This window comes from Parahoeflea halophila, from assembly GCF_900220985.1.
GTDB classification, from domain to species: domain Bacteria; phylum Pseudomonadota; class Alphaproteobacteria; order Rhizobiales; family Rhizobiaceae; genus Hoeflea; species Hoeflea halophila.
The window spans coordinates 497471-522288 of sequence record NZ_OCPC01000003.1 but is presented as its reverse complement, the minus strand read 5'-3'; the positions used below and the strand labels follow the sequence as shown (position 1 = coordinate 522288).

Below are 24818 nucleotides of genomic sequence, written 5' to 3'. Positions count from 1 at the left end.
TCATGGACGCTACATTCTGGGCATTTATCGGTCTCATCATCTTTCTGGGCATCATTGCCTATGTGAAGGTGCCTGCGATGATCGCCGGCTCGCTCGACAAGCGCGCCGACCAGATCCGCAACGAGCTCGAGGAAGCAAAGAAGCTGCGCGAAGAAGCCCAGCAACTGCTTGCCGAGTACCAGCGCAAACGCAAGGAAGCCGAATCTGAAGCCGAGAACATTCTCACCGCTGCAGAGAAGGAAGCCGCAGTGTTGCGTGAGGAAGCCAAGGCCAGGACCGAAGACTATGTCAGCCGCCGCACCGCGATGGCTGAACAGAAGATCCGTCAGGCCGAAGCCGATGCCATCAACGAGGTTCGTGCCTCCGCCGTCGATCTGGCGATCGCTGCAGCCGAACGGCTGATCGGTGATAAGGTTGACAGCAAGGCCTCTGGCGAGCTGTTCAAGTCTTCGCTCGGTGAGCTCAAGACACGTCTCAATTGAGTTTGCTCTCAGGGACTGTAATCAAGGCCGGGATCACCTCCCGGCCTTTTTTGTATCCAGTGCCAGGCCGCGACCGGTCGAAGTTGCGAATGCAGCAGTCTTCTGGCTCAGCCCTTGCGCATCGGCCGGAAGGTCATCCTGTGCAGGGGGCAGGGGCCGTCATCGGCAATGGCCTTGAGATGCAGCTTGGCGCCGTAGCCCTTGTGCTTGTCGAAGCCGTAAACGGGGTAAACGGTCGCGGCACGTATCATCAGCCGGTCCCGTGTCACCTTGGCGACAATAGACGCGGCGGCGATCGACAATGAGCGGGCATCGCCCTTGACAAGCGCGCGTGCCGGGCAGGGCAGCCCCACGGGAATGTCCCGTCCGTCCACCAACGCGTAGTCGGCCCTGACCGGCAGCGCACACAATGCGCGCCGCATCGCAGCAAGGCTTGCAGCCCTGATATCGGTTGCTTCGATCTCACGCGCGGATGCGCTGGCAACGGACACCTGCGCCGAGGCCATGATCAGGTCAAACAGCAGGGACCGCCGCGCGGCCGTCAGCGCTTTTGAATCGTCAAGCCCCACGGGAATGCAGGCGGGGTCGAGGATAACCGCGGCGGCGACTACGGGTCCGGCAAGCGGGCCGCGACCGGCTTCATCAAGGCCTGCGACCAGACGAAAGCCGTCTTGGACACAGTGCTCCTCAAAGCGGTAGTCGGGTACCGCAGGGTAATCGGGAAACAGCGAATCGGGCGGGGTGCGAGCCATATTGCGGCGAAGCTCGCACACCCGCCCGATCCTCTGCAAGGTCCGGCGGCGGGGGACGGATTGCCGCACGGACGCCGGACCGCATTATGGGGCGGGGTACGGTCCGGTTTTCTGACAGCGCCATCCGCAAGAGCGGATCACCGCGCTGTTCAATTCAAAAATCTCGCCTTCTGTGAGCGCGCTGACATAGTCCCATCCGCGCGGAAGAGGCCTACAGTAGGCTCAACTGAACCCCTTCGCCATTGGGCGCGACGAAGTGGTCTGTTCTCAAGGGTGCCTTTCGCATGTTCAGCCCGAGCCGCTTTGCTGTCAGTTCGAAGCGGCGGGCAATCTGCCAGGCATAGGGTCCGGTGCCACGCATCCGCTTGGAGAATTCGGCGTCATAATCCTTGCCGCCCCGCATCGACCGTACCAGCGACATGACGTGACGGTAGCGGTCAGGGTAATGCCGGAGCAGCCAGTCCCTGAACAGCGGGCTGACTTCAATCGGCAGCCGCAGCATGACATAGCCTGCCGCATCCGCACCGGCGGCCTTGGCTGAATCCAGAATGCGCTCGAGCTCGTGATCATTGAGGCCAGGAATGACAGGCGCTGCCATCACCGACACGGGAATGCCGGCTTCTGAGAGGGCACGCATGGCCTCAAGCCGGCGCTCAGGCGTCGCTGCGCGCGGCTCCATTGTGCGCGCCAGCTTGCGGTCGAGCGTGGTCACCGAGAGCGCCACCCGCGCCAGGCCTTTCGAAGCCATCCGCGACAGGATGTCGATATCGCGCATCACCAGCGCTGACTTGGTGACAATGCCCACCGGATGTCCTGCCGCTTCGAGAACCTCGAGCAATTGCCGCATGATGCGCCATTGCTTCTCGACCGGCTGATAGGGATCGGTATTGGTGCCGATGGCGATCGGCTGAACCTTGTAGCCCGGTTTTGACAGTTCCCGTTCCAGAAGCCGTGGCGCATCCGGCTTGGCGAACAGCCGCGCCTCGAAGTCCACCCCAGCAGACAATCCCATATAGGCATGGGTTGGCCGGGCGAAGCAGTAAACGCAGCCATGCTCGCAGCCACGATAGGGATTGATCGACCGGTCAAAGGAAAGATCAGGGGACTGGTTGCGGGTGATGACCGTGCGCGGCTTTTCCACCTGCACCTCGGTCTTGAACGGCGCCAGTTCCTCAAGGCTGCTCCAGCCATCGTCGAAGACCTCGCGCGTGGTAACCTCGAAACGGCCCGACATGTTCAGGCCGGCGCCACGGCCGCGCACCCGTTTATCGGCAACCCGCACCCCGCTTGCCGACATCAGCGCATCGGCTTCGGGTGCTCCCAGTGAGGGAGCCAGGGCAGTCTGTTTCAAAGTTGCAAGGCTCGGCATGAAACCTCCATGACCATCGGGAGTGAGTAGGAAGCGGTCGGTGATCGTGACTATATTCCTAGCGTAAGTAGTGGAACAAAGCAAGAACCAATGTGTGAGGGCTGTTGATAAACCGCCAGAGAGCAGGCGACCGGCCATCTGGCGCAGCTGCCAGACTTGAACTAGAAGGGGGCATGATCAGTGTCTTGATTGAATGCAGGAATCAGGAAAAAGCCCTGGCTGTCACGCTCGCCGCCCTTGTCCATGGTGCCGTGGAAGGTCTTGTAGCCGAAGTCGTCATTCTTGACCGGGGATCGCGGGACAACACCGCCCGGTTGGCTGATGCCGCTGGTTGCCGCTTCCTGGAGGATCCGGATCTGAGTGACGTTGTACGTTCAGCCCGTGGCGACTGGCTCTTGCTGATTGAACCCGGTGCGAGGCCGCTGCTGGGCTGGGTGGACCATATCGGCCAGCACATGAATACCGGGCGGATGCCGGCGCGCATGCAGCCGTCACGGGAGTACCGGTTGCCGTTTTTCAAGCGCCTTCGCCGCCGCCTTTCAGCCCTCGAGCACGGTGTATTGCTTCCGAAAAGCCAGGCGATCGCCAACGGCAGGTCCAGTCAGTCGCTCGAAAGCCTTGGACGTGGCCTGGCCATGACCAGATTGAAATGCGAGATCGTTCCCGCCTCGGTCCTTGCACTGCAATAGCGCCTGCGCGATCCGGCCGCATGGCCGGTCCCATCAAGTTCCCAACTTGGTGATCATCACCTGGAACCCGGCCTGACTCCCACCCTAGAAACTCACCAGCCAGCTCTTGAAGATCGGTTTCAGATGCGGACCGGGCCACTCGGGCGGCAAATCATGGCCGATATCGATCACATCCGGTTGTCACTGATTACGAGTTGCATGATCAGCTGTGAGAATGGGCGCGATTGGCTTGCTGCAGGGCAAGAACCTTCCGGCGGCAACGATTTTCCTGCTTTTCGCAATTCTCGGTCTTGTGCGGTTTTGGCCAAGCCGCGTGAACGAAATTGTGAACGGTGCAAGGGCTCAGCGATAGGTGGCGACACACGGTGTTTGCGGTCACGTGTAGGTTAAACCGTTGATATTACTTTGGTTAGTGACCTCTCCGGCCGCCGGGCATCCCTTACGGTCACACGTGCTGTCGCAGCGTTCACGCGGCGGATCGATCTTTAACTCATCGGACGGCAAACCGGACACTGGATCAAGACAGGTTCCCCGGCGCGCTGTCAAGAAAAGGCCGAAGACAACACAGAGACCCTTCGCAGAAGCGAGTCCATGGAGAAGGCCCCTATCGCATTTGCCGCTTCCACCGGCGCCTTTGCCACAGTCCAGGCCGATGACGGCTTCCAGCGCGGCCCGAATATTTCCGGGCATCCCGAATCAATTGTCGATGAGTTTTCCGACTATAGCCCCGCAGCCGCCGCCCGGTCCGGTATCGACTGCACCGCAACCGCCTCAGTCAACGACGCTCCCAAGACCGAGCAGATGTCCGAACAGATGCAGATACGCCTCTACGAACATTGATTTGACGACAGGATGGAGCCGGGCCGTTTCCCCCACCCGACCGGCCTCACCCCAAACCTGACACAAGCTCAGGCGTCACACGCAAGCCCCCCGTCCAGAAGGCCGGGGGTCTTGTCATTTGTTGCAAGCCGATTGGTGGCAGTGCCGTCAGCTAGCGCACCGTCTCGGTGGCGGCGACGAACCAGCCTGGATGATCCTGCTGCAGGCGTGTTGCGGCCTGCCGGGCAGCTTCCGCGCTGTCAAACAGTCCGAAACAGCTGGCGCCGGATCCCGACATTCGGTAGAAGCGTGCTCCTGCGAGCTCAAGCGCAGACAGGCAGTTCGCGATGGCGGGAACCATGCGCTCAGCCGGCGGCTGCAGGTCGTTCCGGGCGGTGCCCAGCCACTCCAGAAACCGCTCCTTGTCGTCAACGCCATCAGGCGCGGGCAGGGGGGCATTGTCGCGTTTCTCAAGCGCGGAAAACACCGCAGGCGTGGAGACGCCGACGCGCGGATTGACGATCACCAGGTCGAGCCCGAAACCGAGGTGTACCGGGGACAGTTTCTCGCCGATCCCGCGCGCAACGAGTGCCTGCCCGTCAAGACACATCGGCACATCGGCGCCAAGTTCCAGCGCAAGTTTGGAGAGGATATCGGGCCCGGGATGAAAATCCCAAAGCTGGCACAGCGCCTTGAGCGTCGCAGCCGCGTCGGCAGACCCGCCGCCGATGCCGGACGCCACAGGCAGCCGCTTGTCGAGGACGATCTTGACCGGTTGCAGATCCACCCCGGACTGCCGCGCCGCCTCACGCAGGCCGTCGCGTGCGCGAACAACCAGATTGCTGCTGCTCGCCTCATTCGAAAGGGCAGCCGCTTCCGGCCCGCGGAGCTCGAAACTGTCGCGATCGGCAGCTTGCACCGAGACCAGGTCACCCAGTCTGGCAAAGACGACAAGGCTTTCGATCAGGTGATAGCCATCTGCCCGCCGCCCGGTGACATGAAGCGCCAGATTGATCTTGGCGGGTGCGTCAATTCTCAGCATCGAATTCCGGGGAGATCGCTGTCGCTTCACTGGAACCGGCAGGCACCCACGCATGCTGCTTCAAAGCCTCGGCAGGAGCGAGAAAGCCCTTCTTGTCCGCATCGGCGCCGTCCCCGGGTATTGCCGCAGGTTGATCGTCCCGGTCAGCGTCATCGGTCCCATTCGCCGTTGCCGGCACGGCCTTTTCCTCATCCGGCATGCCCTCACTCAGCTTGCGCTCGATCTCCGGCAACAGGTCCTCGGGCGGATCATTGCTGAGTGCGCGCTTCCACTGGAAGGTCGCCTCCAGCTCACGTCCCACCCGCCAATAGGCATCGCCGAGGTGATCATTGATTGTCGGATCCGCCGGCTTGAGTTCGACCGCGCGCTCGAGTTCGCGCACCGCATCTTCATACTGACCCAGACGGTAATGCGCCCATCCCAGCGAATCGACGATGTAGCCATCATTGGGTCTGAGATCGACCGCGGCGCGGATCAGGTCCATGCCCTCTTCGAGATTGATGTTCATGTCGATCCAGGAATAGCCAAGATAGTTCATCACCTGCGGCTGGTCGGGAAAAAGTTCCAGCGCCCGCTTGAAATGCGCCTCGGCCTTCGGCCATCGCTTGAGCCGCTCATTGGCAATGCCGGCCTGAAAGAACAGGTTCCAGTCATTGCGCGTCGGCACCGGCCCGACGACGGAAATGGCAGTCTCGTAGGTGAGCGCCATTTCCACGTAATCCTTGTCCTGGGACAGCACGCTGCCATAGGCGAGGTAGCTGCGGATATCCTTCGGATCGGACGCAATCAACGCCTTGAGGTGATCCTTGGCTTCCCCGTTGCGGCCAAGATCGGCCAGCGCCAGACCCAGCTGCAGCTCCGACACCCGGCGCATCGGCGAGGTTTCAGGAACGGTCTCATAGAGCTTGATGGCTTCCTCGGGCTTGCCGAGCCTTTCGGTCAACCCGCCAAGAATGACCAGCGTCGCGGCGTTTTGCGGATCAAGCGTGCGGGCAAACTGCAGATAGACCGCTACCGTCTCTTCCGCGCCTTCGCGATTGAGCGCGCTGCCCAAGGTGAACAGAACCGCCGCCGCGCCCTGCTGCGCGGTCATCACGCCCGGTTCGGGTTTGCCATCGCTTTCAATCAGTTGCCCAAGGGCCGCGAGCGGGGCGTAGCCGGGGGAAAATTCCTCGCCGGCGGCCAGTGCGTCAAGGGCTGCCCGCTTGTTGCCTTCGCGTGCTTCCAGCCCGGCCAAGGCCATCACGGCGCGAATATAGGTGTCCGGCGCAGCAGCCCCCGACTGCGGATCGGCGATCAGGTCGGTGAAGTGTTGCCGCGCCTCGGCCTTCTTGCCCATGGCCTGCGCCATGGCGCCGGCATGATAGCGGGTGAAGACCGGATACCACGGCGGCCCTTCAAGCGACGTGATCGACGCAAGCGCCGCATCACCCTCGCCATAACCGAACTGGGCCCAGGCCTTCATCAGCGTGTTGAGCAGACGGTCGATCGGATTGCTGTCATCGGGATCGAGCAGGCTGGCGGCCTTGCGGTACTCGCGCTTGCTGGTTGCTTCCACCATCAGCGCCAGGCGGGAAATCTGCGCCACCGCCGGGTCATCCTTGAGTTCGCGCGCAAGAACGGCGCCTTCGGCAAATCGCCCGCCGCTGAACAGTGCCACCATGAGCCGCTGCTTGACCTCGACATTCTTGGGGTCAAATTCCAGTGCCTTGCTGTAGAATTCGATCGCACGGCTGGTGTCATTGTCGACATCGGCGGTGCGGGCCGCCAGATAGGCCCCGGCGAAACCGAGGAAATTGGGTTGCGTTTCCTGTTCCTGGGCTGTTGCCGCTTCGGCACGGCTCTCTCCGGAAACCACCGCTCCGCCAAGGGTTAGAATAACACCCAGCGCAACGCTGGCCGCAAACCGGGCTTTCAAATTTCGCCGCATCAAGTCTTGCCTCATGTTCGTTCTGGCCATGCGTCGGCCACGTGCCGAAGCATATATAGTCAACACAATGGCTTTTTTGGCGCAGAGCGACAAGACTCCAGCGCGTCGCAGATCAAGGTTGAAACACCTCACGTTCAAATGCGGTCATGTGAACGCTGTTTTGCAGTGCAAATTGCAGAAAAAAGCCCGTCACGCACGCGCCTGCGTTCAAGAAGCCTCAAGGCGTCTCCGGCCCTAGCTGGCCCGGTCCAGGCAAAACGCGATGACTTCGAGCAATGCCGATTTTTCTGCCGAATCAGGCAGTGGCGCCAGGGCGTCGCGCGCGATCGAGGCATAGTGCTCGGCCCGGGCGGTGGTGTCTTTCAGGCTGCCATGTTTGGTGATCAGCCCCATTGCTTTTTCGAGCGCCGCATCATCGGTCTGGCCACTCTCGATGGCGTCACGCCAGAATGCCCGTTCTGATTCGGAGCCCCGGCGGTAGGCGAGCACCACCGGCAGGGTGATCTTGCCTTCACGGAAATCATCGCCCACATTCTTGCCAAGATCCTTTGCCGACCCGCCGTAGTCGAGCACATCGTCAATCAGCTGAAATGCAAGCCCGAGATTCATGCCGTAGGAGCGCAGCGCATTGCGCTCGGCTTTGCTGACGCCTGCCACGATCGGCCCGACTTCGCAGGCGGCTGAAAACAGCGCTGCCGTCTTCGCCCGGATCACAGAAAGATAGTCATCCTCCGTCGTTTCCATGTTCTTGGCGACCGACAATTGCAGCACCTCCCCCTCGGCGATCACCGAAGCGGCGGTCGAAAGCACGTCGAGGGCTTCCAGTGAGCCCACTTCGACCATCATCTTGAAAGCCTGACCCAGCAGGAAGTCGCCGACCAGGACGCTGGCCTGGTTGCCCCAGATCATCCGCGCCGTGGAACGGCCGCGTCTAAGATCGCTCTCGTCGACCACGTCGTCGTGCAGCAGCGTCGCCGTGTGCATGAACTCGACGGAGGTCGCGAGCTTGACGTGGGCTTCGCCCCGGTAGCCGAACATCGTTGCCGAAGCCAGTGTCAGCATCGGTCTCAGCCGCTTGCCGCCTGATGAGATCAGGTGGTTCGCCACCTCTGGAATCATGGCGACGTCGGAACCCGCCTTGGACAGGATCAGCTGGTTGACGCGTTCCATGTCGGCCTTGGTGTTTTCCACCAGCGGCTTGACCGATGCGTCTCTTTGTTTTCCTTCGTCCAGTGATATGACTACGCCCACGGGTAGGGACTCCTGTTTGATCTTTTCCGTGCACATTATGCAGGGCATCCCCCTACGGCAAGCTGCGATTTGACGCGGGTCAGGCTTGCTAACCGATACATTTGCATGAAACTGGGAAGACACAGGGAGAACGCATGCACGACCTCATACGCACAAACGACCCGGTCCTTATTTCCTTCGTTGAAAGCCTGATGCGCGATGCCGGAATCGGCTGCATGGTGGCCGACAACGGGATGAGCATTCTTGAAGGCTCGGTGGGGGTTATCCCGCGCCGCATCCTGGTCGATCCCGCCATGGCCGCCCAGGCCCGACGGATCGTCATAGATGCCGGACTGGAGGAAGAACTCAGGCCCTGGACCGACCGTGACACAAGCGCCTGACAGCAAGACCGCAGACGCTAGACCTGCCACCACGATCGACGCCTTCCACAATGGCGGGTTTTTCCTGGTCCAGCCCGCCGATAGCGGTCATCGTGCCGGTATGGACGCGATGCTGTTGGCTGCAACGGTGCCCGAGGGCGCCGGCGGCGTGCTGGCTGATCTCGGTGCAGGCGCGGGTGCTGCCGGGCTTGCCGCCCTCAACCGGTTGCCGGATCTCAGCGCTGTGCTCATCGAGCGATCGACAGCAATGGCCGACTGCGCGCGACGCTCCCTGGCTCTGCGCGAGAACGCTCATCTTGCCTCTCGCACGCGCATCCTCGAGGCTGATGTGACCCTGACCGGGAACCGTCGCCGTGACGCGGGACTGGCCGACTATGCCTATGATTACGTCATTCTCAATCCGCCCTTCAACGCTGGAAACGACCGCCGGACGCCCGATCCGTTGAAAGCCGAAGCCCATGCGATGGAAACGGACGATATGTTCGAGCGCTGGCTTCGCACCGCTGCCGCCATCCTCAAGCCGGGCGGCCAGGTGTCGGTCATCGCCCGGCCGGAATCGCTGGCGGAGATCTTTGCCGCTCTGGGAAAGCGCTTCGGCGGCATTGAAATCACCCCGGTCATCCCGCGCGCCGGCAGCGACGCGATCCGGGTCCTCGTCACGGCAATCAAGGGCAGCCAGGCACGCATGGGCCTGCGCGACGGGCTCTTCATACATGAAGGGCAGGGCCGTGAGTTTTCTGCCCGGATGAGCGATCTGGCCAATGGTCGCAGTGCCTTGCCGCGGCGCACGAAAAACCGGTCACCAAAATAGCGCAGGCGTCTTCGCCACCATTGCACTGGGTGAGAAAAGACATACATGGCGTGGTGCATGGAAATGCCGGCATGGATTGCCGCCGACAACAGGATTGGCCCGACATGGTTTCTTTGAATTCTTTCTATCCCGCCCGTTTTCGCAAGGATATCACCACAATCCCGGTCGTCAGGTTGCATGGAACCATCGCGGCCGGGGGCAACCAGTTTCGGCAGAACCTCAACATCGCCACCGTAGCGCCCTTGCTGGCGCGGGCCTTTTCCGACAAGAAGGCGCCGGCTGTTGCCATCATGGTCAATTCGCCCGGCGGATCGCCGGTCCAGTCCCGGCTGATCTACAAGCGCATCCGCGATCTGGCGGCCGAGAAGAACAAGAAGGTTTTCATTGTCGTCGAGGACGTCGCAGCGTCTGGCGGCTACATGATCGCCTGTGCCGGGGACGAGATCATTGCCGACCCATCCTCCGTGGTCGGTTCCATCGGCGTCATCTCGGCAGGCTTCGGTTTCACCGGCCTTATCGACAAGATCGGCGTCGAGCGCCGTGTCTACACTGCCGGTGAAAACAAGTCGGTGCTTGATCCGTTCCAGCCGGAAAATCCCGAAGATGTTTCGCGGCTGAAGGACCTGCAGCTCGAGGTTCATCAGGTCTTCATTGATCTGGTCAAGGAGAGCCGCGGCGCCAGGCTCAAGGAAGATGCCGACCTGTTTACCGGCCGATTCTGGACCGGCATTCGCGGCAAGGAACTGGGCCTGGTCGATGAGCTGGGCGACCTTCGGTCCGCACTGCGGGCGCGCTATGGCGACAAGGTCAAGATGCGACTGATCAGCGCTCAGCGCGGGTTGTTTGGCCGCCGGGTGCCGGGCGTGAGCACGTCGATTGCCGCCGGGACGCTTGCAGGGATCGGTGAAGCAGGGTTGAATGCGCTGGAAGACCGGGCGCTCTGGTCCCGCTACGGCCTCTGAATTCGGACGGATGAATCTGCGGGTTGCCGAGGCAGCCTCGAAAAGTTTGAGGGCAGGTGGGCGCGCAGACCGCCATCATCTGCAGATGGGAACCCGGGTCTCGGGGTGAGGAAAGGACCGCTATGATGCCGCAATTGCTTTTGCTCGCCGCAGTCGGTGCTGTTGCCTGGCTTGGCTACAGGCGCTTCATCGCTGAGGCCGAACGCGTCAGCTCCAGGGTCCGGGATGCGGAGAAGGAAAGCCGCACCGGGGCGCAGGGGACGCTGATCGAGGACCCCGAAACCGGCGAATACCGGCTCAGAAAACCCGACGAGTAATTCATTCGTTGAGGAAATCCAGTCTTGGATCAGTCCTCCCTGGCGTTATCTCGGTAATCTCCGCCGTCACCACATTGTGGGCGACAAAGGGGTCTTCAGTCACGTGCTTCTCGAGCTCGGCGCGTGCGATGTTGTAAGCCAGCACAGCGCCGCCCTGTTTTGGCTCGATGCTGCCGGTTAGCAGGAACACACCCTCCTCAAAGCCTTTGGCAATCCAGGCGTTGTGCGCCTGCATATACTCGGCGGCTGCTGACTTGTTGTCGGAAAAGCGAAGCATGATGAGAAACACCGGAATCTCCTGTTCTTGGCCCACGGTTCATGTCGGGCGCTTTGGTGAGAGCTGGTTGTCCAGCCATTGATACATCGCCTCAACCTCGCGGCGGACGAACTCCGCGTCCTGAAAAGTGTTGGCAAGGGAGGCGACACCCTGGCTGCGCATGAGCAGATGCATGGCAAGATCGGGGGCCTGGCCGCCGCATCCGAGTTCGACGAATTGTCGTTCCAGCCACTCCGCGAACAGGGTAAACAACCCGGCGGCTTCAGATTTCAGGGTATGGTCGAGCTTGGCGAGTTCGGTGCAAAGCGTACCGACAGGACAGCCGAAGGCCATGATATTGGTCTGGTTGGTTATGAGGATGTTGATGAAGCGCTTTACCCGGTTCGCGGGATTGTCTTCCTCTTGCTCCCAATGGCGCAACATCGCCTTGCGCTCATCAAGCCTGTGTTCGATCACCGCGGCCAGAACCGCGTCCTTTGTCTTGAAGTGGTAATAGAAGTTGCCCCGCGAGATCTCGACCACCCGGGCGATGTCGGCAAAGGACGCTGTGTCAAACCCTTGTTCGTAAAAGAGCTTGTCAGCTGCGACCACTATCTTCCGGCGGGTTTCATCGGCTTTCACAGCACACATTCCATATTAGGGCAAGCGTCCTAAATTGCTAGGACGATCGCCCTAATCTGTCAAGCCATTTGCTGTAGACTTGACCGGTCATTCCCTTCATGGCACCTGTCGCCGCACATTCAGGGCCGCTCAAGAGGCGGCACGCGAACCCATGATGCGCCATCCGGATCTCAAGCCATGACCGAAGCCCTTCCAGACCACATGCAGCCGACCCGCTCGTTTCAGGCGCTCATTCTCGCGCTGCACCGCTACTGGGCCGATTATGGTTGCGTCGTGCTTCAGCCCTACGACATGGAAGTCGGTGCAGGCACCTTCCATCCGGCGACCACCCTGCGTGCGCTTGGACCACGGCCATGGAACGCGGCCTACGTCCAGCCTTCGCGCCGTCCCAAGGATGGCCGCTACGGTGAAAACCCCAACCGGCTGCAGCACTATTACCAGTACCAGGTGATCCTCAAACCCAATCCCTCCAACCTGCAGGAGCTCTATCTCGGTTCGCTCAAGGCAATCGGCGTCGACCCGCTGCTGCATGACATCCGCTTTGTCGAAGATGACTGGGAAAGCCCGACGCTCGGCGCTTGGGGTCTGGGCTGGGAATGCTGGTGCGACGGCATGGAAGTCAGCCAGTTCACCTATTTCCAGCAGGTCTGCGGCATCGAATGCGCGCCAGTGGCCGGCGAACTGACCTACGGCCTCGAACGCCTGGCAATGTATGTCCAGGGCGTCGACAATGTCTACGATCTCAATTTTAATGGCCGCGAAGGTGCCGAGAAAGTGACCTATGGCGATGTCTTCCTGCAGTCCGAGCAGGAGTTTTCGCGCTACAATTTCGAGATCGCCGACACCGCAATGCTGCTCAAGCATTTCGAGGACGCCGAGAGGGAGTGCGAAGCCATCCTCAAGTCCGGTGCGCCTTCAGAGCCCGGTGGTCTGCACAAATGTGTGCTGCCGGCCTATGACCAGTGCATCAAGGCAAGCCATGTCTTTAACCTGCTGGATGCCCGCGGCGTCATCTCTGTGACAGAGCGTCAGGGCTATATCCTGCGCGTGCGCAACCTGTCGCGTCAGTGCGGTGAAGCCTTCCTGCTGACTGAGGCGGGTGGCCACGGTTTCCTGCAGGCCGCCGAGTAACCGGAACAGACCCGCATCCGGCAAACGGTTTGCTCGATCCGGCCTCAGCTGAGCCCGGGTTGTGGGATCAACTGGCGAGGGCGGACGCGCTCCTGGCTTTCTGTTCCACCGTTGCGCCTCCCTTGTGATGCAACCGCTTGTCCTCGTACATTGCGAGATCTGCAGCGAACTTCGATTTCAGCGCAACTTCAGCGTTTATGAAGTCGGGATCCAGCGACAGGCTTCCAGGGTAAAACGCCGGCCTTGGCTTTTCGTCGCCGGTCTATTGCGTGGATTTTTCCAGTCAGTGTGCGTAAGGTCGTCGCGCAGCCAGGTCGGGCCTGTGCACTTATGTTCAGATTGTTGGAAAGCCGGGAGTGGGCGCATGGGGACTTGGATCATCTTGGCGGTGCTGGCGGGGATCGTGCTATACGCGATCTCGCTCTACAACACGCTGGTCAAGAACCGGCAGATGGCGGGCGAAGGCTGGAGTGGGATCGATGTCCAGCTCAAACGCCGCGCTGACCTGATCCCCAACCTGCTTGAGTCGGTCAAGGGTTACATGACCCATGAAAGGGAGCTGCTCGAGGAGGTCACGCGCCTGCGCAGCCAGGCCGTTGCCGGCAGCAGCGGTTCGCCGGAGCAGCGGGCCTCGCTCGAAGGCGCGCTCAGCGGCGCGCTGGGACGGCTGATGGCCGTGGCCGAAAACTATCCCGACCTCAAGGCCAACGAGAATTTCAAGGAATTCCAGCAGGCGTTGGAGGAAACCGAAAACGAGATTTCCATGTCGCGCCGCTATTACAACGGCGCGGTCCGCAATCTCAACGTTTCCGTCGAGAGCTTCCCGTCGGTACTGATTGCCAACCAGTTCGGCTTCGTCAAGGCGGAGTATTTCGAGATCGAGGACGAGGCCGACCGCGCCGCCCCCAAGGTCAAGTTCTGACCGTGCCGCAAGGCCGACCACATCGAGAATGACACATGCAGACTGAAAAACTTACCATCGTGCCGCCGCGCCGGAGCCTTTCGGGCGTCGTCAATCCTCCGGGATCGAAGTCGATCACCAACCGCGCCCTGTTGCTTGCGGGCCTGGCCAATGGCACAAGCCGGTTGACCGGCGCGCTCAAGAGCGATGACACGCGCTACATGGCCGATGCCCTGCGTGCCATGGGCGTGAGCATCGAAGAGCCCGATGCGACGTCCCTCGTGGTCACCGGCAGCGGCACACTCAATCCGCCCTCAGCGCCGCTGTTCCTTGGCAATGCCGGCACCGCGACCCGTTTCCTGACAGCGGCCGTGGCCCTCGGCAAAGGCGAATTCATCGTCGATGGGGATGAACATATGCGCAAGCGGCCGATCACGCCGCTCGTCGATGCACTCAGGTCATTGGGCGTCGACATCGAGGCGCCGTCAGGCTGTCCCCCGGTCAGCATCCGGGGCAAGGGCGGGTTTTCCTCCCATCACGTCGTCATCGACGCCGGCTTGTCGAGCCAGTATGTCTCCGCCGTTCTAATGGCGGCCCCCTGCGCGGGGAAACCATTTACCGTCGAGCTCGCCGGGGATGACATCGGCGCACGCGGCTATATCGATCTGACACTTGCTGCCATGCGGGCATTTGGAGCCAATGTCGAACAGGTCACACCCTCCATCTGGCGGATCGAGCCGACAGGCTACCGGGCAACCGATTTCCACATCGAGCCGGACGCCTCGGCGGCGACCTATCTCTGGGGCGCCGAGGCGCTCACTGCCGGCCGCATCGATATCGGCACCAGGGCCCAGGATTTCACCCAGCCCGACGCCAGGGCCTACGAGGTGATCTCGGCCTTTCCCGACATGCCGGCAGTCATTGATGGCTCGCAGATGCAGGACGCCATCCCCACGATTGCGGTGCTTGCGGCCTACAACAATCAGACGGTGCGCTTCACCGGCATCGCCAATCTGCGCGTCAAGGAATGCGACCGGGTGCGCGCACTGTCGCTCGGCCTCAACGCCATCCGCGACGGCCTTGCACGCGAGGAGGGCGATGATCTCATCGTCAATGCCGACCCCGCACTTGCCGGCCAGACCTGCGTTGCCGAAATCGACACCTTCGCGGATCACCGCATCGCCATGTGCTTCGCGCTCGCCGGGCTGAAGACCGCCGGCATCACCATTTTGGACCCGAAATGCGTCGGTAAGACCTATCCCGGCTACTGGGATGCGCTGGCATCGCTGGGTGTGAGCTATCAGCAGGAGATTCCCAGATGACACGGTTCCTTTCCCTCGCCTTTGCACTGCTTGTCTCGCTCGGGCTGACAGGTGGCGGCGCCCTAGCGAGGGAAGAGATCCGCAATTTCAGGGCCGATATCGAGGTCCGCACTGATGCGTCGATCGAAGTCACCGAAACCATTACCGTCAACGCCGAGGGTCACAATATCCGCCGAGGCATCTACCGCGACATTCCCTTGCGCACGCTTGATGACCGGGGCCTTTGGTCGGAAAATGGTTTCGATCTCGTCGAGGTTCTCCACAACGGTGAACCGTCGCCTTATCACACTGAATGGCAGGGCCGGTTCTTCCGGATCCTGATTGGGGATGCAGACGTCTTCATTCCGCGCGGGGAACACACCTACACGATCCGCTATGTGACCACCCGGCAGTTGCGCTTCTTCGAAGGGTACGACGAACTCTACTGGAATGTGACCGGCAGTTTCTGGAGCTTTCCGATCCTTGCCGCCGAGGCGAATGTGCGATTGCCCGAAGGCGCCCAAGCCGAGCAGCTCGCGGCTTACACAGGTGGGTTTGGATCAACCGGTTCGGATTACCGCGCCAGTGGCGAAGGAACCTCCACACCGCAGTTCATCCTGACCCGGCCGCTTGAGGCTTTCGCCGGGATGACGATCGCCGTCGGCTTCACCAAAGGCGTGGTCACGCCCGATGCCGGCGGTGCGATGGCGACGCTTGGCAGCAATGCCGGAATCTTTCTGGTGATCCTTGGTTGGCTGGCCGTACCCGTGTATTTTCTCTATGCGTGGAACAAGGTTGGCCGCGATCCTCCCTCACCGCCGGTTATCCCCTTGTTCCACCCACCGGAAAACCTTTCGCCCGCGGCATTGTCCTATGCACATTTCAACGGGTTTCGGTCCGGCGCTGGCGGTTCGGATGTTGCATTCATTGCGGCCCTGCTGTCGTTGGGGGTGAAGCGAATGCTGACCATCCACGAAGATCAGGATGGGGATATCACGCTCATGCGCGGCCCTGCCGCCGACAAGTACAAGGATTTGCCGGGCGGCGAAGCAGCTCTGTTCCGTGGTACGATTGACAACAGCGATCAATTTCCAATGACGTCCGCAAATGGCCAGCGTTTGCTTTCAGCCAGAAACGCGTTGCATGCCGCAGTCTCGGGCGAATATGCGGGGCGATACTACAGCTCCAACACCGGCTGGCTGATCTTGGGTGTGCTGATCGCAGCGATTACACTTATCGTCGGAGCGGCACTCCAAAATCCGCCGGAAGCTGCAGTGATCTATCTGCTGCCGGCGTTCCTGACCTCGTTGCTTGGCGGCGGCGTGATCGTTGCCAGTCGCATATTGCGCAGTGGCCCCGGTGCGGGGAGAGCCAGACGTCTGCTTGCTGGGATGCTTGTCGTGCTCGGGGGCGGGCTCTTCCTGAGCAGCATTGTCACCCTCCTCTCGTCCGGAGAAATGCCTGTCTATCAGTTTGCAGGCCTGCTATTGGTCATCGGTATTGCGGTCATATTCTCCATGGTTCTTCTTCTCGGCGCACCCACCGAATCTGGCGCCAAGGTGCTTGCCGACATCAAGGGCTTCAAGCTTTATCTCGAAACAGCCGAAACCAACCGGCTCAACATGCGCGATGCGCCAAAGATGTCGGAGGAACTGTTCGAGCGTTATCTGCCCTATGCGGCGGGCCTTGGCGTGGAAGAACCATGGTCTGAAGCCTGGGCGGCACAACTGGCGCGCATAGCCCCGGATAGGAAGGACGACTACCGGCCGCAATGGTATCACGGCGGATCCTGGTCGCCCGGCGATATCGGGGCTGCGGCTGCATCCTCGGTCGCGGCGGTCTCTGCAGCGATGGCGGCCTCGATGCCGCAACCCAAGAGCTCTTCGGGCTCCTCCGGCGGAGGCTCCTCCGGTGGCGGCGGCGGTGGTGGTGGCGGCGGCGGCTGGTAGGCGTATCAGGCGGCGCTACGCCGTGAACGGACGCCCGATTGACCGGGTCTTCGCTGGTTGAAGACAGCCGCTTCGATGCCGCCCCTACGCTCATTTGGGAATCCGGATCATCTTTTCGTTCTGACAATGCTGTGAAGCCACCTGTCCGATCCAAGACGGTTGCGGCGCGTAGACGGTGTTGTCGTCAGCAAAGCTGCCAACGAAACAACCCACCAGACCTTGGAGAACCGCTATGAGAAAGTCCCTTCTTGCCGCCGCTATGGTGCTCACCCTTTCCGCGCCGGCAGCCAACGCCGCCAACATCGTTGAGACCGCAAAGGAAGCAGGCGTGTTTGGAACTCTGCTGGCTGCCGCGAAGGCCGCTGGTCTCGCAGATGCACTGGCCACAGGCGAAAACCTGTCCGTCTTTGCACCTACCGACGACGCATTTGCCAAACTTCCTGCCGGTACCGTCGAAGATCTGCTCAAGCCCGAAAACAAGGACAAGCTGGCCGCGATCTTGAGCTACCATGTGCTGCCGCGTGAACTCGTGTCCAACCAGCTTCCTGCCGGGCCGATTCATGTTCGCACCATCAAGTCCGGTGGCGACCGCACGCTGGCTGTCGCCAAGTCCGGCGCGGTTGTGACCGTCGACGATGCCACTGTGGTTCAGGCCGACATCAAGGCCGACAACGGCGTCATTCACGTCATTGACACGGTCATGCTGCCGTCAAGCTGATCAGCGGCACCGGCCACGCATATGTGGCAATCGATGGATGACATTTCGGGCGGGGCTTGCTAAGTCCCGCCCGAAATCTGTTTTCTGGAAAGTGCCATGCCCGATCTTCTGATTGAACTTCGCTCTGAAGAGATACCCGCACGCCCGCTCGCCCGCAGCGGCGGAGCCGCGAGGACGGGCAAGCATGGAAACAGCGTGCGCAGCACCATGGTGGAGCAATACTGATGCCCGATCTTCTGATTGAACTTCGCTCCGAAGAGATACCCGCACGCATGCAGCGCAAGGCTGCCGGCGATCTGCGCAAGTCCATCACCGATGCGCTGGTCGATGCCGGGCTCACCTATGAGGCAGCACGCGAATACTGGACTCCGCGCCGGCTCACGCTTGATATCCGCGGCCTGACTCCGAAATCGGCCGATGTGCATGAGGAGATCAAGGGCCCGTCGACCAAAGCGCCGGAACAGGCTCTGGCCGGCTTCATGCGCAAGGCCGGGCTCAACGACATTTCCGAAGCCCATGTGCACACCGATCCGAAGAAGGGCGATTTCTACGTCGCTCATATCTCCAAACCCGGCCGCGATGCGGAAGCAATCATTGCCGAGGTGATGCCCGGCATCATTCGCGGCTTCTCCTGGCCCAAGTCGATGCGCTGGGGCGAGGCCTCGTCCAAGCCCGGTTCGCTCAGATGGGTGCGTCCGCTGCAGTCGATCATCTGCACTTTCGGTCCGGAAACCGAAGAGCCGACAGTCATTGCTTTTGAGATCGACGGGCTTGTGTCCGGCAATACCACGTCCGGCCACCGTTTCCACGCGCCAGACAGCTTCACCGTGCGCCGCTTTGATGATTATTCCGAAAAGCTCGAGCGCGCGCACGTGGTTCTCGACGCCGAGCGCCGCAAGGAGATCATCGCCTCGGACGCCCGCAATCTGGCTTTCGCGTCAGGCCTCGAGCTGGTCGAGGACGAAGGCCTGCTCGACGAGGTCTCCGGCCTGGTCGAATGGCCCGTGGTGCTGATGGGCGAGTTCGAGGAGGATTTTCTCGAGATCCCCGACGACATCATCCGGCTCACCATCAAGACCAACCAGAAATGCTTCGTGCTGAGAAAGCCCGGTCGTGGCTTGTCGAACAAGTTCGTCCTGGTCTCCAACATCGAGGCCAGCGACGGCGGCAAGGATATCGCGCTTGGCAACGCCAAGGTGGTGCGAGCGCGCCTGTCCGATGCGCTCTATTTCTGGAACACCGACCAGGCCGATCTGCCCGACCGCGACAAGCTGACAGCGTCGGCTGAAAAGCTCGGGCTTGATCTGGCCAAGCCGCTCGACCAGCGCATGGCCAAGCTCGATCAGCTGGGCGTCACCTTCCATGCCAAGCTGGGCACCCAGGGCGAACGCGTGGAGCGCATCGCCAGGCTGGCTGCGGAACTTGCGCCTGTCGTCGGCTCCGATCCGGAACTCGCCACCCGTGCCGCCATGCTCGCCAAGGCCGACCTGACCACCGAGGTTGTCGGCGAATTTCCCGAACTGCAGGGCGTCATGGGGCGCATCTATGCCGGCCTTCAGGGCGAGAACGAGAGCGTCGCGCTGGCCGCCGAGGAGCATTACAAGCCGCAGGGTCCGTCCGATAAGGTGCCGACCGACCCGGTCTCGATTTCGGTCGCTCTGGCCGACAAGCTCGACACGCTCGTGGGCTTCTGGGCCATCGACGAAAAGCCCACAGGCTCGAAGGATCCCTATGCGCTCCGCCGTGCTGCGCTGGGCGTGATCCGGATTCTGGTCGAAAATGCCGTCGAGCTGGATCTCTTGTCGCAAATTGCCAAGAGCCTGGAATCTCTTGTCAGCCAGAAGCGGGTGGAAGCTGCGCCTGAAGGTCTGGCTACCGACCTCCTCTTCTTCTTCCACGACCGCCTGAAAGTCTATCTGCGCGATCAGGGCGCCCGCCACGATCTTATCGACGCGGTGATCACGGCCGAGTCCGATGATCTTCTGGATATCACCCGCCGTGTCGAAGCTCTCGGTGCATTCCTCGACACCGAGGACGGCAAGAACTTGCTGGCCGGAACCAAGCGTGCCGCCAACATTCTTGCAGCTGAAGAGAAGAAGGGGACGGCGGTTGCCGAATCGGTAAACCCGTCCCTGTTCGAGCTTGATGAAGAGAAGAAGCTCTTCGCGGCGGTGAATCAGTCTGTCAGTCAGGCAACTCAAGCCATTGAAAGCGAAGATTATTCCGCCGCCATGAGCGCACTTGCGACGTTGCGTGAACCTGTTGATTCATTTTTTGAGGCGGTGCTGGTTAATGCCGAAAACGACTCGGTTCGTGCCAACCGGCTGGCGTTGCTCGCGATGATCCGTCAGGCCACCGGCGCTGTCGCCGATTTTTCCCGCATCGCGGGCTGAGGTGATTTAGAGGTATCTTGAATGCCCGAAGCCGGCAACCCCTGGAGGCGGGCGCCGGCTGGGTGCCTTCGCGTGACCCGGAACGAGGGCTTGCGGGGCAGGGACGGGTGATCGAATTCCCGTCCTGATGAATAATGTCAGTTGAGCCGGAGCTCGAATTTCGACGGATCGAATTCCGCTTTTGCGTCGTCGCCCAGGGCAGAGGTCATGGTCTCCTGGTCAACGCCCGGGGCGCTGTTGGCCGTCACCGGCTCGAACAGTTTCGGTCCGCTTCCGGGTTCGGCGATCACTGGCGTGTCAGCGGTTTTTGCAACCGGCTCCTTCGCTTCGGCGCTCTGGTTGGCTTCCGGCTTCGCATAGCCCAGCGCGATGAGATCCGCCTCGCTTGCCTTGCGGACCATCGTCACCGGCGAACCGCCAAGCAGGTTCTCGGTCCGGTAGATCATCATCTGGCCGTCGACTTCGTGCACCTCGACGATCTGCTCGCCCGGCTCCAGCCGTATCTCGGCTTCGGCGGCGGCTTTCTCTGCGGCCGCGCGTGCACAGGCCGGGCAGCCGATTTCGACGATGCTGGTGCGTGCATTTGCGCTCGGGGTGTAGGGCTGGATCGACGAGGCGCCGGCCTGACCTGCGCCAAGGCACAACGCAGCGGCAAGGATAAGTCTTTGCATCGTATCTACTCCCCTCTCGGAGCGGAGCACATTCCATTCGAATGCACCCGGGCCGCTCCAGCACTTGCAACAACCGGATTTCCGGTTCTGGTGAGTGCACTCTAGCAAGGGGCCGTTACGATCCGGTTTTTGGAAGCGGTAAACAGGGCGTTAATTTTCGGCTTCGCGCTCGACTGCCCGCCAGCCGATGTCACGGCGGCAAAACCCGCCCGGCCAGTCGATGGTGTCAACCGCCTGATAGGCTTTCGCCTGGGCATCGGTCACGCTCACGCCTTGCGCCGTGACGTTGAGCACCCGCCCGCCATTGGCCACCAGCTGATCGCCCTCAAGCTTCGTGCCGGCATGAAACACCTTGGCGCCACTGGCTTCTGCCGCGGCCAGACCGGCAATCGGCGTGCCTTTCTTCGGCGTGCCGGGATAGCCTTCCGCGGCCATCACAACGGTCAGCGCCGCATCATCCTTCCAGCGCGCCGAAACATGTGCCAGCTCGCCTTCCGCCGCTGCCTTGAGCAGCACCAGGATATCGTCCTTCAGCCGCATCATCAGCACCTGGCATTCGGGATCGCCGAAGCGGACATTGTATTCGATCAGCTTCGGCCCGCTCTCGTCGATCATCAGGCCGGCATAGAGCACACCGGTGAACGGAGCGCCGAGCGCCGCCATGCCACGCATGGTTGGCTCGATGATCTCGCGCATGGTCTGCTCGACCAGGTCCGGCGTCATCACCGGGGCAGGCGAATAGGCACCCATGCCGCCGGTGTTGGGGCCGGTGTCGCCGTCGCCAACCCGCTTGTGGTCCTGCGCCGTACCGAAGGGCAGGGCGGTCTTGCCGTCGCACAGGCAGAAGAAGCTGGCTTCTTCGCCATGCAGGAATTCCTCGACCACCACTTCAGCGCCAGCCGCGCCAAAGGCACCTTCGAAGCAATCCTCGATGGCTGCCAGCGCTTCCTCCATGGTCATAGCCACGGTGACACCCTTGCCGGCGGCAAGCCCGTCGGCCTTGATCACGATTGGCGCGCCCTGCGCCCGGGCATAGGCCTTGGCCTTGGGCGCATTGTTGAATCGCTGATAGGCGCCGGTCGGAATGTTTTCGCGCGCGCACAGATCCTTGGTAAAGCCTTTTGATCCCTCAAGCTGTGCCGCTGCCGCCGACGGGCCGAAGACGGCGATCCCGTCAGCCTTCAGTGCGTCGGCCAGCCCCGCCACCAGAGGCGCTTCCGGGCCGACCACCACCAGGTCGATAGCCTGGTTCCTGCAGAATCTGGTGACCGCCTCATTGTCGCTGACATCGAGTGCGCTGAGCGTCGCATGCTCGGCGATCCCCGGATTGCCCGGCGCGGCATGGAGCGTGCCGAGCATCGGCGACTGGGCAATCTTCCAGGCCAGCGCATGTTCGCGTCCGCCAGACCCGATCAACAGCACATTCAACATCGGAAATCTCCATCGGTTGGCCTTGTCCCGGCAGCGCGGGGTCGAGTTTGCATCGGGTTAGGAAATCGCGTGCGGATGGTCAAGTGAACTTGCCGCGCGCATTCTGCTTCATTGCGTTTTGCCAGCAATTCGAGACGCTTGCTTCAGGCTTTCGCAACGGTTCCATTGTTAAACATGCGAATATGCGGGCGGCAGGCCCCGCCTTGCCACGACTAGCAAACGGAGTGAGCTCGATGTTGCAAATGTTGTACGTCAGCGGTGCATCCTCCCAGATGAGCGATACCGACATTGAGGACATTCTGACAGCTTCCCGGCGCAACAATCTGCGTAACTGCGTCACCGGCATGCTGCTGTGGGCTGATGGCGTGTTCATACAGGTTCTTGAAGGTGAACCCGATACGGTTCGCAGCCTCTACCGCCGCATTCAGGCTGACGACCGGCATCGCAACCTGATGCTTGTGCTCGAGCAGGCTGCCGGGAAGCGTTTGTTCAGCCGATGGAGCATGGGTTTCAAGCAGCTTGATGCAAACAGGGCAGCTGATCGCAAGCTGTTCCAGATATCGCGCCACACTCTGGCCGAACGGATTACAAACGATGACAGCGGGATGTTGCTGGACACGGTTGTCGCATTCAGCCGCGATTTTATTGCCGATACCCAGAGGCCAGTGAGAGCGATAAGCGCATAATCGCCATTTGCTCCAGGCCTGGCTTCGCTCGTCTTGACCTGCCACCGCGGCGGTGGCAACACTCGCGGTCATGCGCAAGAGGTCACACACCACAGACGAGATGAACGCCCGCGTTGCCGATGCACCCTCGGGCAATTGGGTTTACCGCGTCCTGCCCCGCGCGATCTGGCCGCACGCTCAACTGGCGCGCTGGGATCGGCCGATCGGCTGGCAGTTGCTGATGTGGCCATGCTTCTGGTCTTCGGCGCTCGCCGCCAATGTCGCAAATTCGCCCACCAATATCAGCACGGTCTGGTCGCCGGGCCTGATGCTCTGGCATCTGTTCTTGTTCATGGCCGGAGCCATCGCCATGCGCGGTGCCGGCTGCACCTGGAATGATCTCGTCGATCAAAAGATCGACGCAAAGGTGGCGCGTACCCGCTCGCGGCCCTTGCCTTCGGGACGGATTTCGCGCTTTGCAGCAACGGCGTTCCTCGTCGTGCAGGCGCTGGTCGGACTGCTGGTTCTGATCCAGTTCAACAGCTTCGCGATCCTGCTGGGAATAGCCTCGCTCGGCGTGGTGGCGATCTACCCGTTCGCCAAGCGCTTTACCGACTGGCCGCAATTCTTCCTCGGGCTTGCGTTTTCCTGGGGCGCGCTGATGGGATGGGCAGCGGTGTTTGGTGAACTGGCCTGGCCCCCGGTTCTGCTTTATGCTGGCGCCATTGCCTGGACCATCGGCTACGACACCATCTATGCCCACCAGGACAAGGAGGACGATGCGCTTGTCGGCGTTCGTTCCACCGCGCGTCTGTTTGCCGAGAACACCAAGATCTGGCTTGTCCTGTTTTACGGCTTGTTTGCGGCCATGGCGCTTTCAGCGTTCTGGCTCAGCGGTGTGTCCTGGCCCGCCTACGCCGGGCTTGCGATTGCGGTCGCCATGCTTGGCTGGCAGATCAAGGTGATCGACATCGATGATGCAGATCAGTGCCTGTCCTTGTTCAAGGCCAACAGCCATGTCGGTCTGATCGTGTTTCTGGGCCTCGTCGCAGCCCTCCTCATATGAAAAAGAGCCCGGTCGCCTGTGTGGGGCAGGCGACCGGGCCGATAGGCTGCGTCTAGTCAATCGGACGACGCTCTACAGCGCTGCGCATCCAGTCGGATACGCAAAGGTCGCTGTAACACTTTGAAATGATGCATGTACGTTATCGTTCAAATGAATCCATTTGAACGCGACATGCATTAGCGCCGTGCGATGATCTCGCGGCCTTCGATTTTCATGCGGATGCCAATTTTGCCGGTTGAACGGCGAACCAGGAAGCGCGGCCGCCGGTCGGCGATCTGGCTGTGGCGGCGGCGACGCGTCGGTGCGCCAGTTGCGGGCTGTGCCGACCCGTCGTCAAGCGGGCGGGCGACGCCATCGGCTTCAACCATCATCATCGGCAGTTGATACAGCTCCGCCCAGGCGCGCCAGTCGGCGGCAATGTCATCGAGATTGTGGGCCACCAGAAGCGGTACGCACATGGCGGCATCACTGTGATGCAGCTCAAGCGTCACCGTGACTGTGCCGTCACCATGGTCAATTGCCCGTGCTGCGACACCCTCGAAGGCGCGTGCCGGCAGCGCGATGGACAGCGGAAGCCCCGATTTCGAAAGCATCTTCTTGAGCACGGCACCGCGCCCGTCGAGCGTGACGGAGATCTCATCCTGCTCCTCGCCCACCGAATAGGAAACGCGCTGCGGGAAGCTTCCTGGGTCGAGCCGTAGTTCGAAACCGGCCCATTCGGGCTTCAATACCGGGTTGGTCATGTTAATCGCCTCTGTAACTCTTGAGAGCCGGTTATCCGGTCTTCTCATCCGGGGCTTTTCGCCCTCTCACAGCAAGCAAAATGGCCCACAGCCGTTCCAGTCGGCTTAAGGTTTTGGGTTAAGAAAACCTATGTATCGGAAATGGTT

General features: G+C 61.3%; 26 protein-coding genes. 16 read left to right on the top strand and 10 right to left on the bottom strand.

Annotation, left to right across the window (positions count from 1 at the left end):
- The first annotated feature begins 2 nt into the window (after positions 1-2).
- Positions 3-482 carry a F0F1 ATP synthase subunit B gene (locus CRO46_RS13025; RefSeq protein ID WP_097108187.1) on the top strand — a complete coding sequence of 160 codons (480 nt, stop codon included), beginning with the start codon at positions 3-5 and terminating at the stop codon, positions 480-482.
- A gap of 107 nt (positions 483-589) precedes the next feature.
- Here CRO46_RS13025 and CRO46_RS13020 read toward each other — a convergent pair whose 3' ends face one another.
- Both CRO46_RS13020 and CRO46_RS13015 read right to left on the bottom strand, forming a co-directional pair.
- Positions 590-1234, bottom strand: a complete 645-nt coding sequence (locus tag CRO46_RS13020; protein WP_097108186.1) for a ribonuclease HII — start codon at positions 1232-1234, stop codon at positions 590-592.
- A 211-nt stretch (positions 1235-1445) separates the two neighbouring features.
- Positions 1446-2603, bottom strand: coding sequence for a PA0069 family radical SAM protein (locus tag CRO46_RS13015; RefSeq protein WP_097108185.1), 1158 nt, complete (start codon positions 2601-2603; stop codon positions 1446-1448).
- Positions 2604-2776: 173 nt separating this feature from the next.
- Here CRO46_RS13015 and CRO46_RS13010 point away from each other — a divergent pair, with 173 nt between their 5' ends.
- Both CRO46_RS13010 and CRO46_RS13005 read left to right on the top strand, forming a co-directional pair.
- Positions 2777-3292: a glycosyltransferase gene (locus CRO46_RS13010; RefSeq protein WP_097108184.1), complete on the top strand. Its 516-nt coding sequence runs from the start codon at positions 2777-2779 to the stop codon at positions 3290-3292.
- A 591-nt stretch (positions 3293-3883) separates the two neighbouring features.
- On the top strand, positions 3884-4132 hold the full coding sequence (locus CRO46_RS13005) for a hypothetical protein (RefSeq protein ID WP_097108183.1): 249 nt from the start codon (positions 3884-3886) through the stop codon (positions 4130-4132).
- A 151-nt stretch (positions 4133-4283) separates the two neighbouring features.
- Here CRO46_RS13005 and CRO46_RS13000 read toward each other — a convergent pair whose 3' ends face one another.
- From CRO46_RS13000 to CRO46_RS12990, 3 genes are all read right to left on the bottom strand, one after another.
- Complete coding sequence (locus CRO46_RS13000) at positions 4284-5153, bottom strand: 4-(cytidine 5'-diphospho)-2-C-methyl-D-erythritol kinase (RefSeq protein WP_097108182.1); 870 nt, start codon at positions 5151-5153, stop codon at positions 4284-4286.
- Positions 5140-7083 (bottom strand): tetratricopeptide repeat protein, encoded by a 1944-nt coding sequence (locus tag CRO46_RS12995; RefSeq protein WP_097108181.1) that lies wholly within the window; start codon positions 7081-7083, stop codon positions 5140-5142. The genes CRO46_RS13000 and CRO46_RS12995 overlap by 14 nt, the downstream gene beginning before the upstream one ends.
- A gap of 234 nt (positions 7084-7317) precedes the next feature.
- Entirely contained in the window at positions 7318-8334 is a 1017-nt protein-coding gene (locus CRO46_RS12990; RefSeq protein WP_097108180.1) for a polyprenyl synthetase family protein, read from the bottom strand.
- 134 nt (positions 8335-8468) lie between these two features.
- Between CRO46_RS12990 and CRO46_RS12985 the strand changes: the two genes are divergently transcribed.
- From CRO46_RS12985 to CRO46_RS12970, 4 genes are all read left to right on the top strand, one after another.
- Positions 8469-8714, top strand: coding sequence for a putative signal transducing protein (locus CRO46_RS12985; RefSeq protein ID WP_097108179.1), 246 nt, complete (start codon positions 8469-8471; stop codon positions 8712-8714).
- Complete coding sequence (locus CRO46_RS12980) at positions 8698-9525, top strand: tRNA1(Val) (adenine(37)-N6)-methyltransferase (RefSeq protein ID WP_244577875.1); 828 nt, start codon at positions 8698-8700, stop codon at positions 9523-9525. Before CRO46_RS12985 ends, CRO46_RS12980 begins: the two co-directional genes overlap by 17 nt.
- A 104-nt stretch (positions 9526-9629) precedes the next feature.
- Positions 9630-10487, top strand: a complete 858-nt coding sequence (locus tag CRO46_RS12975; protein ID WP_097108284.1) for a S49 family peptidase — start codon at positions 9630-9632, stop codon at positions 10485-10487.
- A gap of 122 nt (positions 10488-10609) precedes the next feature.
- Positions 10610-10804 carry a hypothetical protein gene (locus CRO46_RS12970; protein WP_425479276.1) on the top strand — a complete coding sequence of 65 codons (195 nt, stop codon included), beginning with the start codon at positions 10610-10612 and terminating at the stop codon, positions 10802-10804.
- 1 nt (position 10805) lies between these two features.
- Here the strand turns inward: CRO46_RS12970 and CRO46_RS12965 are convergent, their stop codons facing one another.
- Positions 10806-11093 carry a YciI family protein gene (locus tag CRO46_RS12965; protein WP_097108282.1) on the bottom strand — a complete coding sequence of 96 codons (288 nt, stop codon included), beginning with the start codon at positions 11091-11093 and terminating at the stop codon, positions 10806-10808.
- A 27-nt stretch (positions 11094-11120) separates the two neighbouring features.
- Positions 11121-11702, bottom strand: a complete 582-nt coding sequence (locus tag CRO46_RS12960; RefSeq protein ID WP_210421523.1) for a TetR/AcrR family transcriptional regulator — start codon at positions 11700-11702, stop codon at positions 11121-11123.
- Positions 11703-11879: 177 nt separating this feature from the next.
- Between CRO46_RS12960 and CRO46_RS12955 the strand changes: the two genes are divergently transcribed.
- The 7 genes from CRO46_RS12955 (at position 11880) to glyS (ending at position 20095) form a co-directional block, all read left to right on the top strand.
- Positions 11880-12833, top strand: coding sequence for a glycine--tRNA ligase subunit alpha (locus CRO46_RS12955; protein WP_097108176.1), 954 nt, complete (start codon positions 11880-11882; stop codon positions 12831-12833).
- A gap of 364 nt (positions 12834-13197) precedes the next feature.
- Complete coding sequence (locus tag CRO46_RS12950; protein ID WP_097108175.1) at positions 13198-13755, top strand: LemA family protein; 558 nt, start codon at positions 13198-13200, stop codon at positions 13753-13755.
- 35 nt (positions 13756-13790) lie between these two features.
- Positions 13791-15056 (top strand): 3-phosphoshikimate 1-carboxyvinyltransferase, encoded by a 1266-nt coding sequence (locus CRO46_RS12945; protein ID WP_097108174.1) that lies wholly within the window; start codon positions 13791-13793, stop codon positions 15054-15056.
- Positions 15053-16984, top strand: coding sequence for a DUF2207 domain-containing protein (locus CRO46_RS12940; protein WP_097108173.1), 1932 nt, complete (start codon positions 15053-15055; stop codon positions 16982-16984). The genes CRO46_RS12945 and CRO46_RS12940 overlap by 4 nt, the downstream gene beginning before the upstream one ends.
- Before the next feature lie 232 nt (positions 16985-17216).
- Positions 17217-17702, top strand: coding sequence for a fasciclin domain-containing protein (locus tag CRO46_RS12935; RefSeq protein ID WP_097108172.1), 486 nt, complete (start codon positions 17217-17219; stop codon positions 17700-17702).
- Between the two features lie 96 nt (positions 17703-17798).
- Complete coding sequence (locus tag CRO46_RS20260) at positions 17799-17927, top strand: hypothetical protein (protein WP_280176268.1); 129 nt, start codon at positions 17799-17801, stop codon at positions 17925-17927.
- On the top strand, positions 17927-20095 hold the full coding sequence (glyS, locus tag CRO46_RS12930) for a glycine--tRNA ligase subunit beta (RefSeq protein ID WP_097108171.1): 2169 nt from the start codon (positions 17927-17929) through the stop codon (positions 20093-20095). The genes CRO46_RS20260 and glyS overlap by 1 nt, the downstream gene beginning before the upstream one ends.
- 137 nt (positions 20096-20232) lie before the next feature.
- On the opposite strand, the gene CRO46_RS12925 is transcribed toward glyS, so the two are convergent.
- Together CRO46_RS12925 and purD are read right to left on the bottom strand one after the other, a co-directional pair.
- On the bottom strand, positions 20233-20766 hold the full coding sequence (locus CRO46_RS12925) for a plant virulence effector HPE1-like domain-containing protein (protein WP_097108170.1): 534 nt from the start codon (positions 20764-20766) through the stop codon (positions 20233-20235).
- Positions 20767-20916: 150 nt separating this feature from the next.
- Positions 20917-22194: a phosphoribosylamine--glycine ligase gene (gene purD / locus CRO46_RS12920; protein WP_097108281.1), complete on the bottom strand. Its 1278-nt coding sequence runs from the start codon at positions 22192-22194 to the stop codon at positions 20917-20919.
- Between the two features lie 86 nt (positions 22195-22280).
- On the opposite strand from purD, the gene CRO46_RS12915 reads away from it, so the two are divergent.
- The gene (locus CRO46_RS12915) at positions 22281-22883 is read left to right on the top strand and encodes a BLUF domain-containing protein (protein ID WP_143439034.1); all 603 of its coding nucleotides are present in this window, start codon (positions 22281-22283) and stop codon (positions 22881-22883) included.
- Positions 22884-22953: 70 nt separating this feature from the next.
- Positions 22954-23928, top strand: a complete 975-nt coding sequence (gene ubiA, locus CRO46_RS12910; RefSeq protein ID WP_097108168.1) for a 4-hydroxybenzoate octaprenyltransferase — start codon at positions 22954-22956, stop codon at positions 23926-23928.
- A 176-nt stretch (positions 23929-24104) separates the two neighbouring features.
- Here ubiA and CRO46_RS12905 read toward each other — a convergent pair whose 3' ends face one another.
- Positions 24105-24671: a DUF6101 family protein gene (locus tag CRO46_RS12905; protein WP_097108167.1), complete on the bottom strand. Its 567-nt coding sequence runs from the start codon at positions 24669-24671 to the stop codon at positions 24105-24107.
- Positions 24672-24818: the final 147 nt, after the last annotated feature.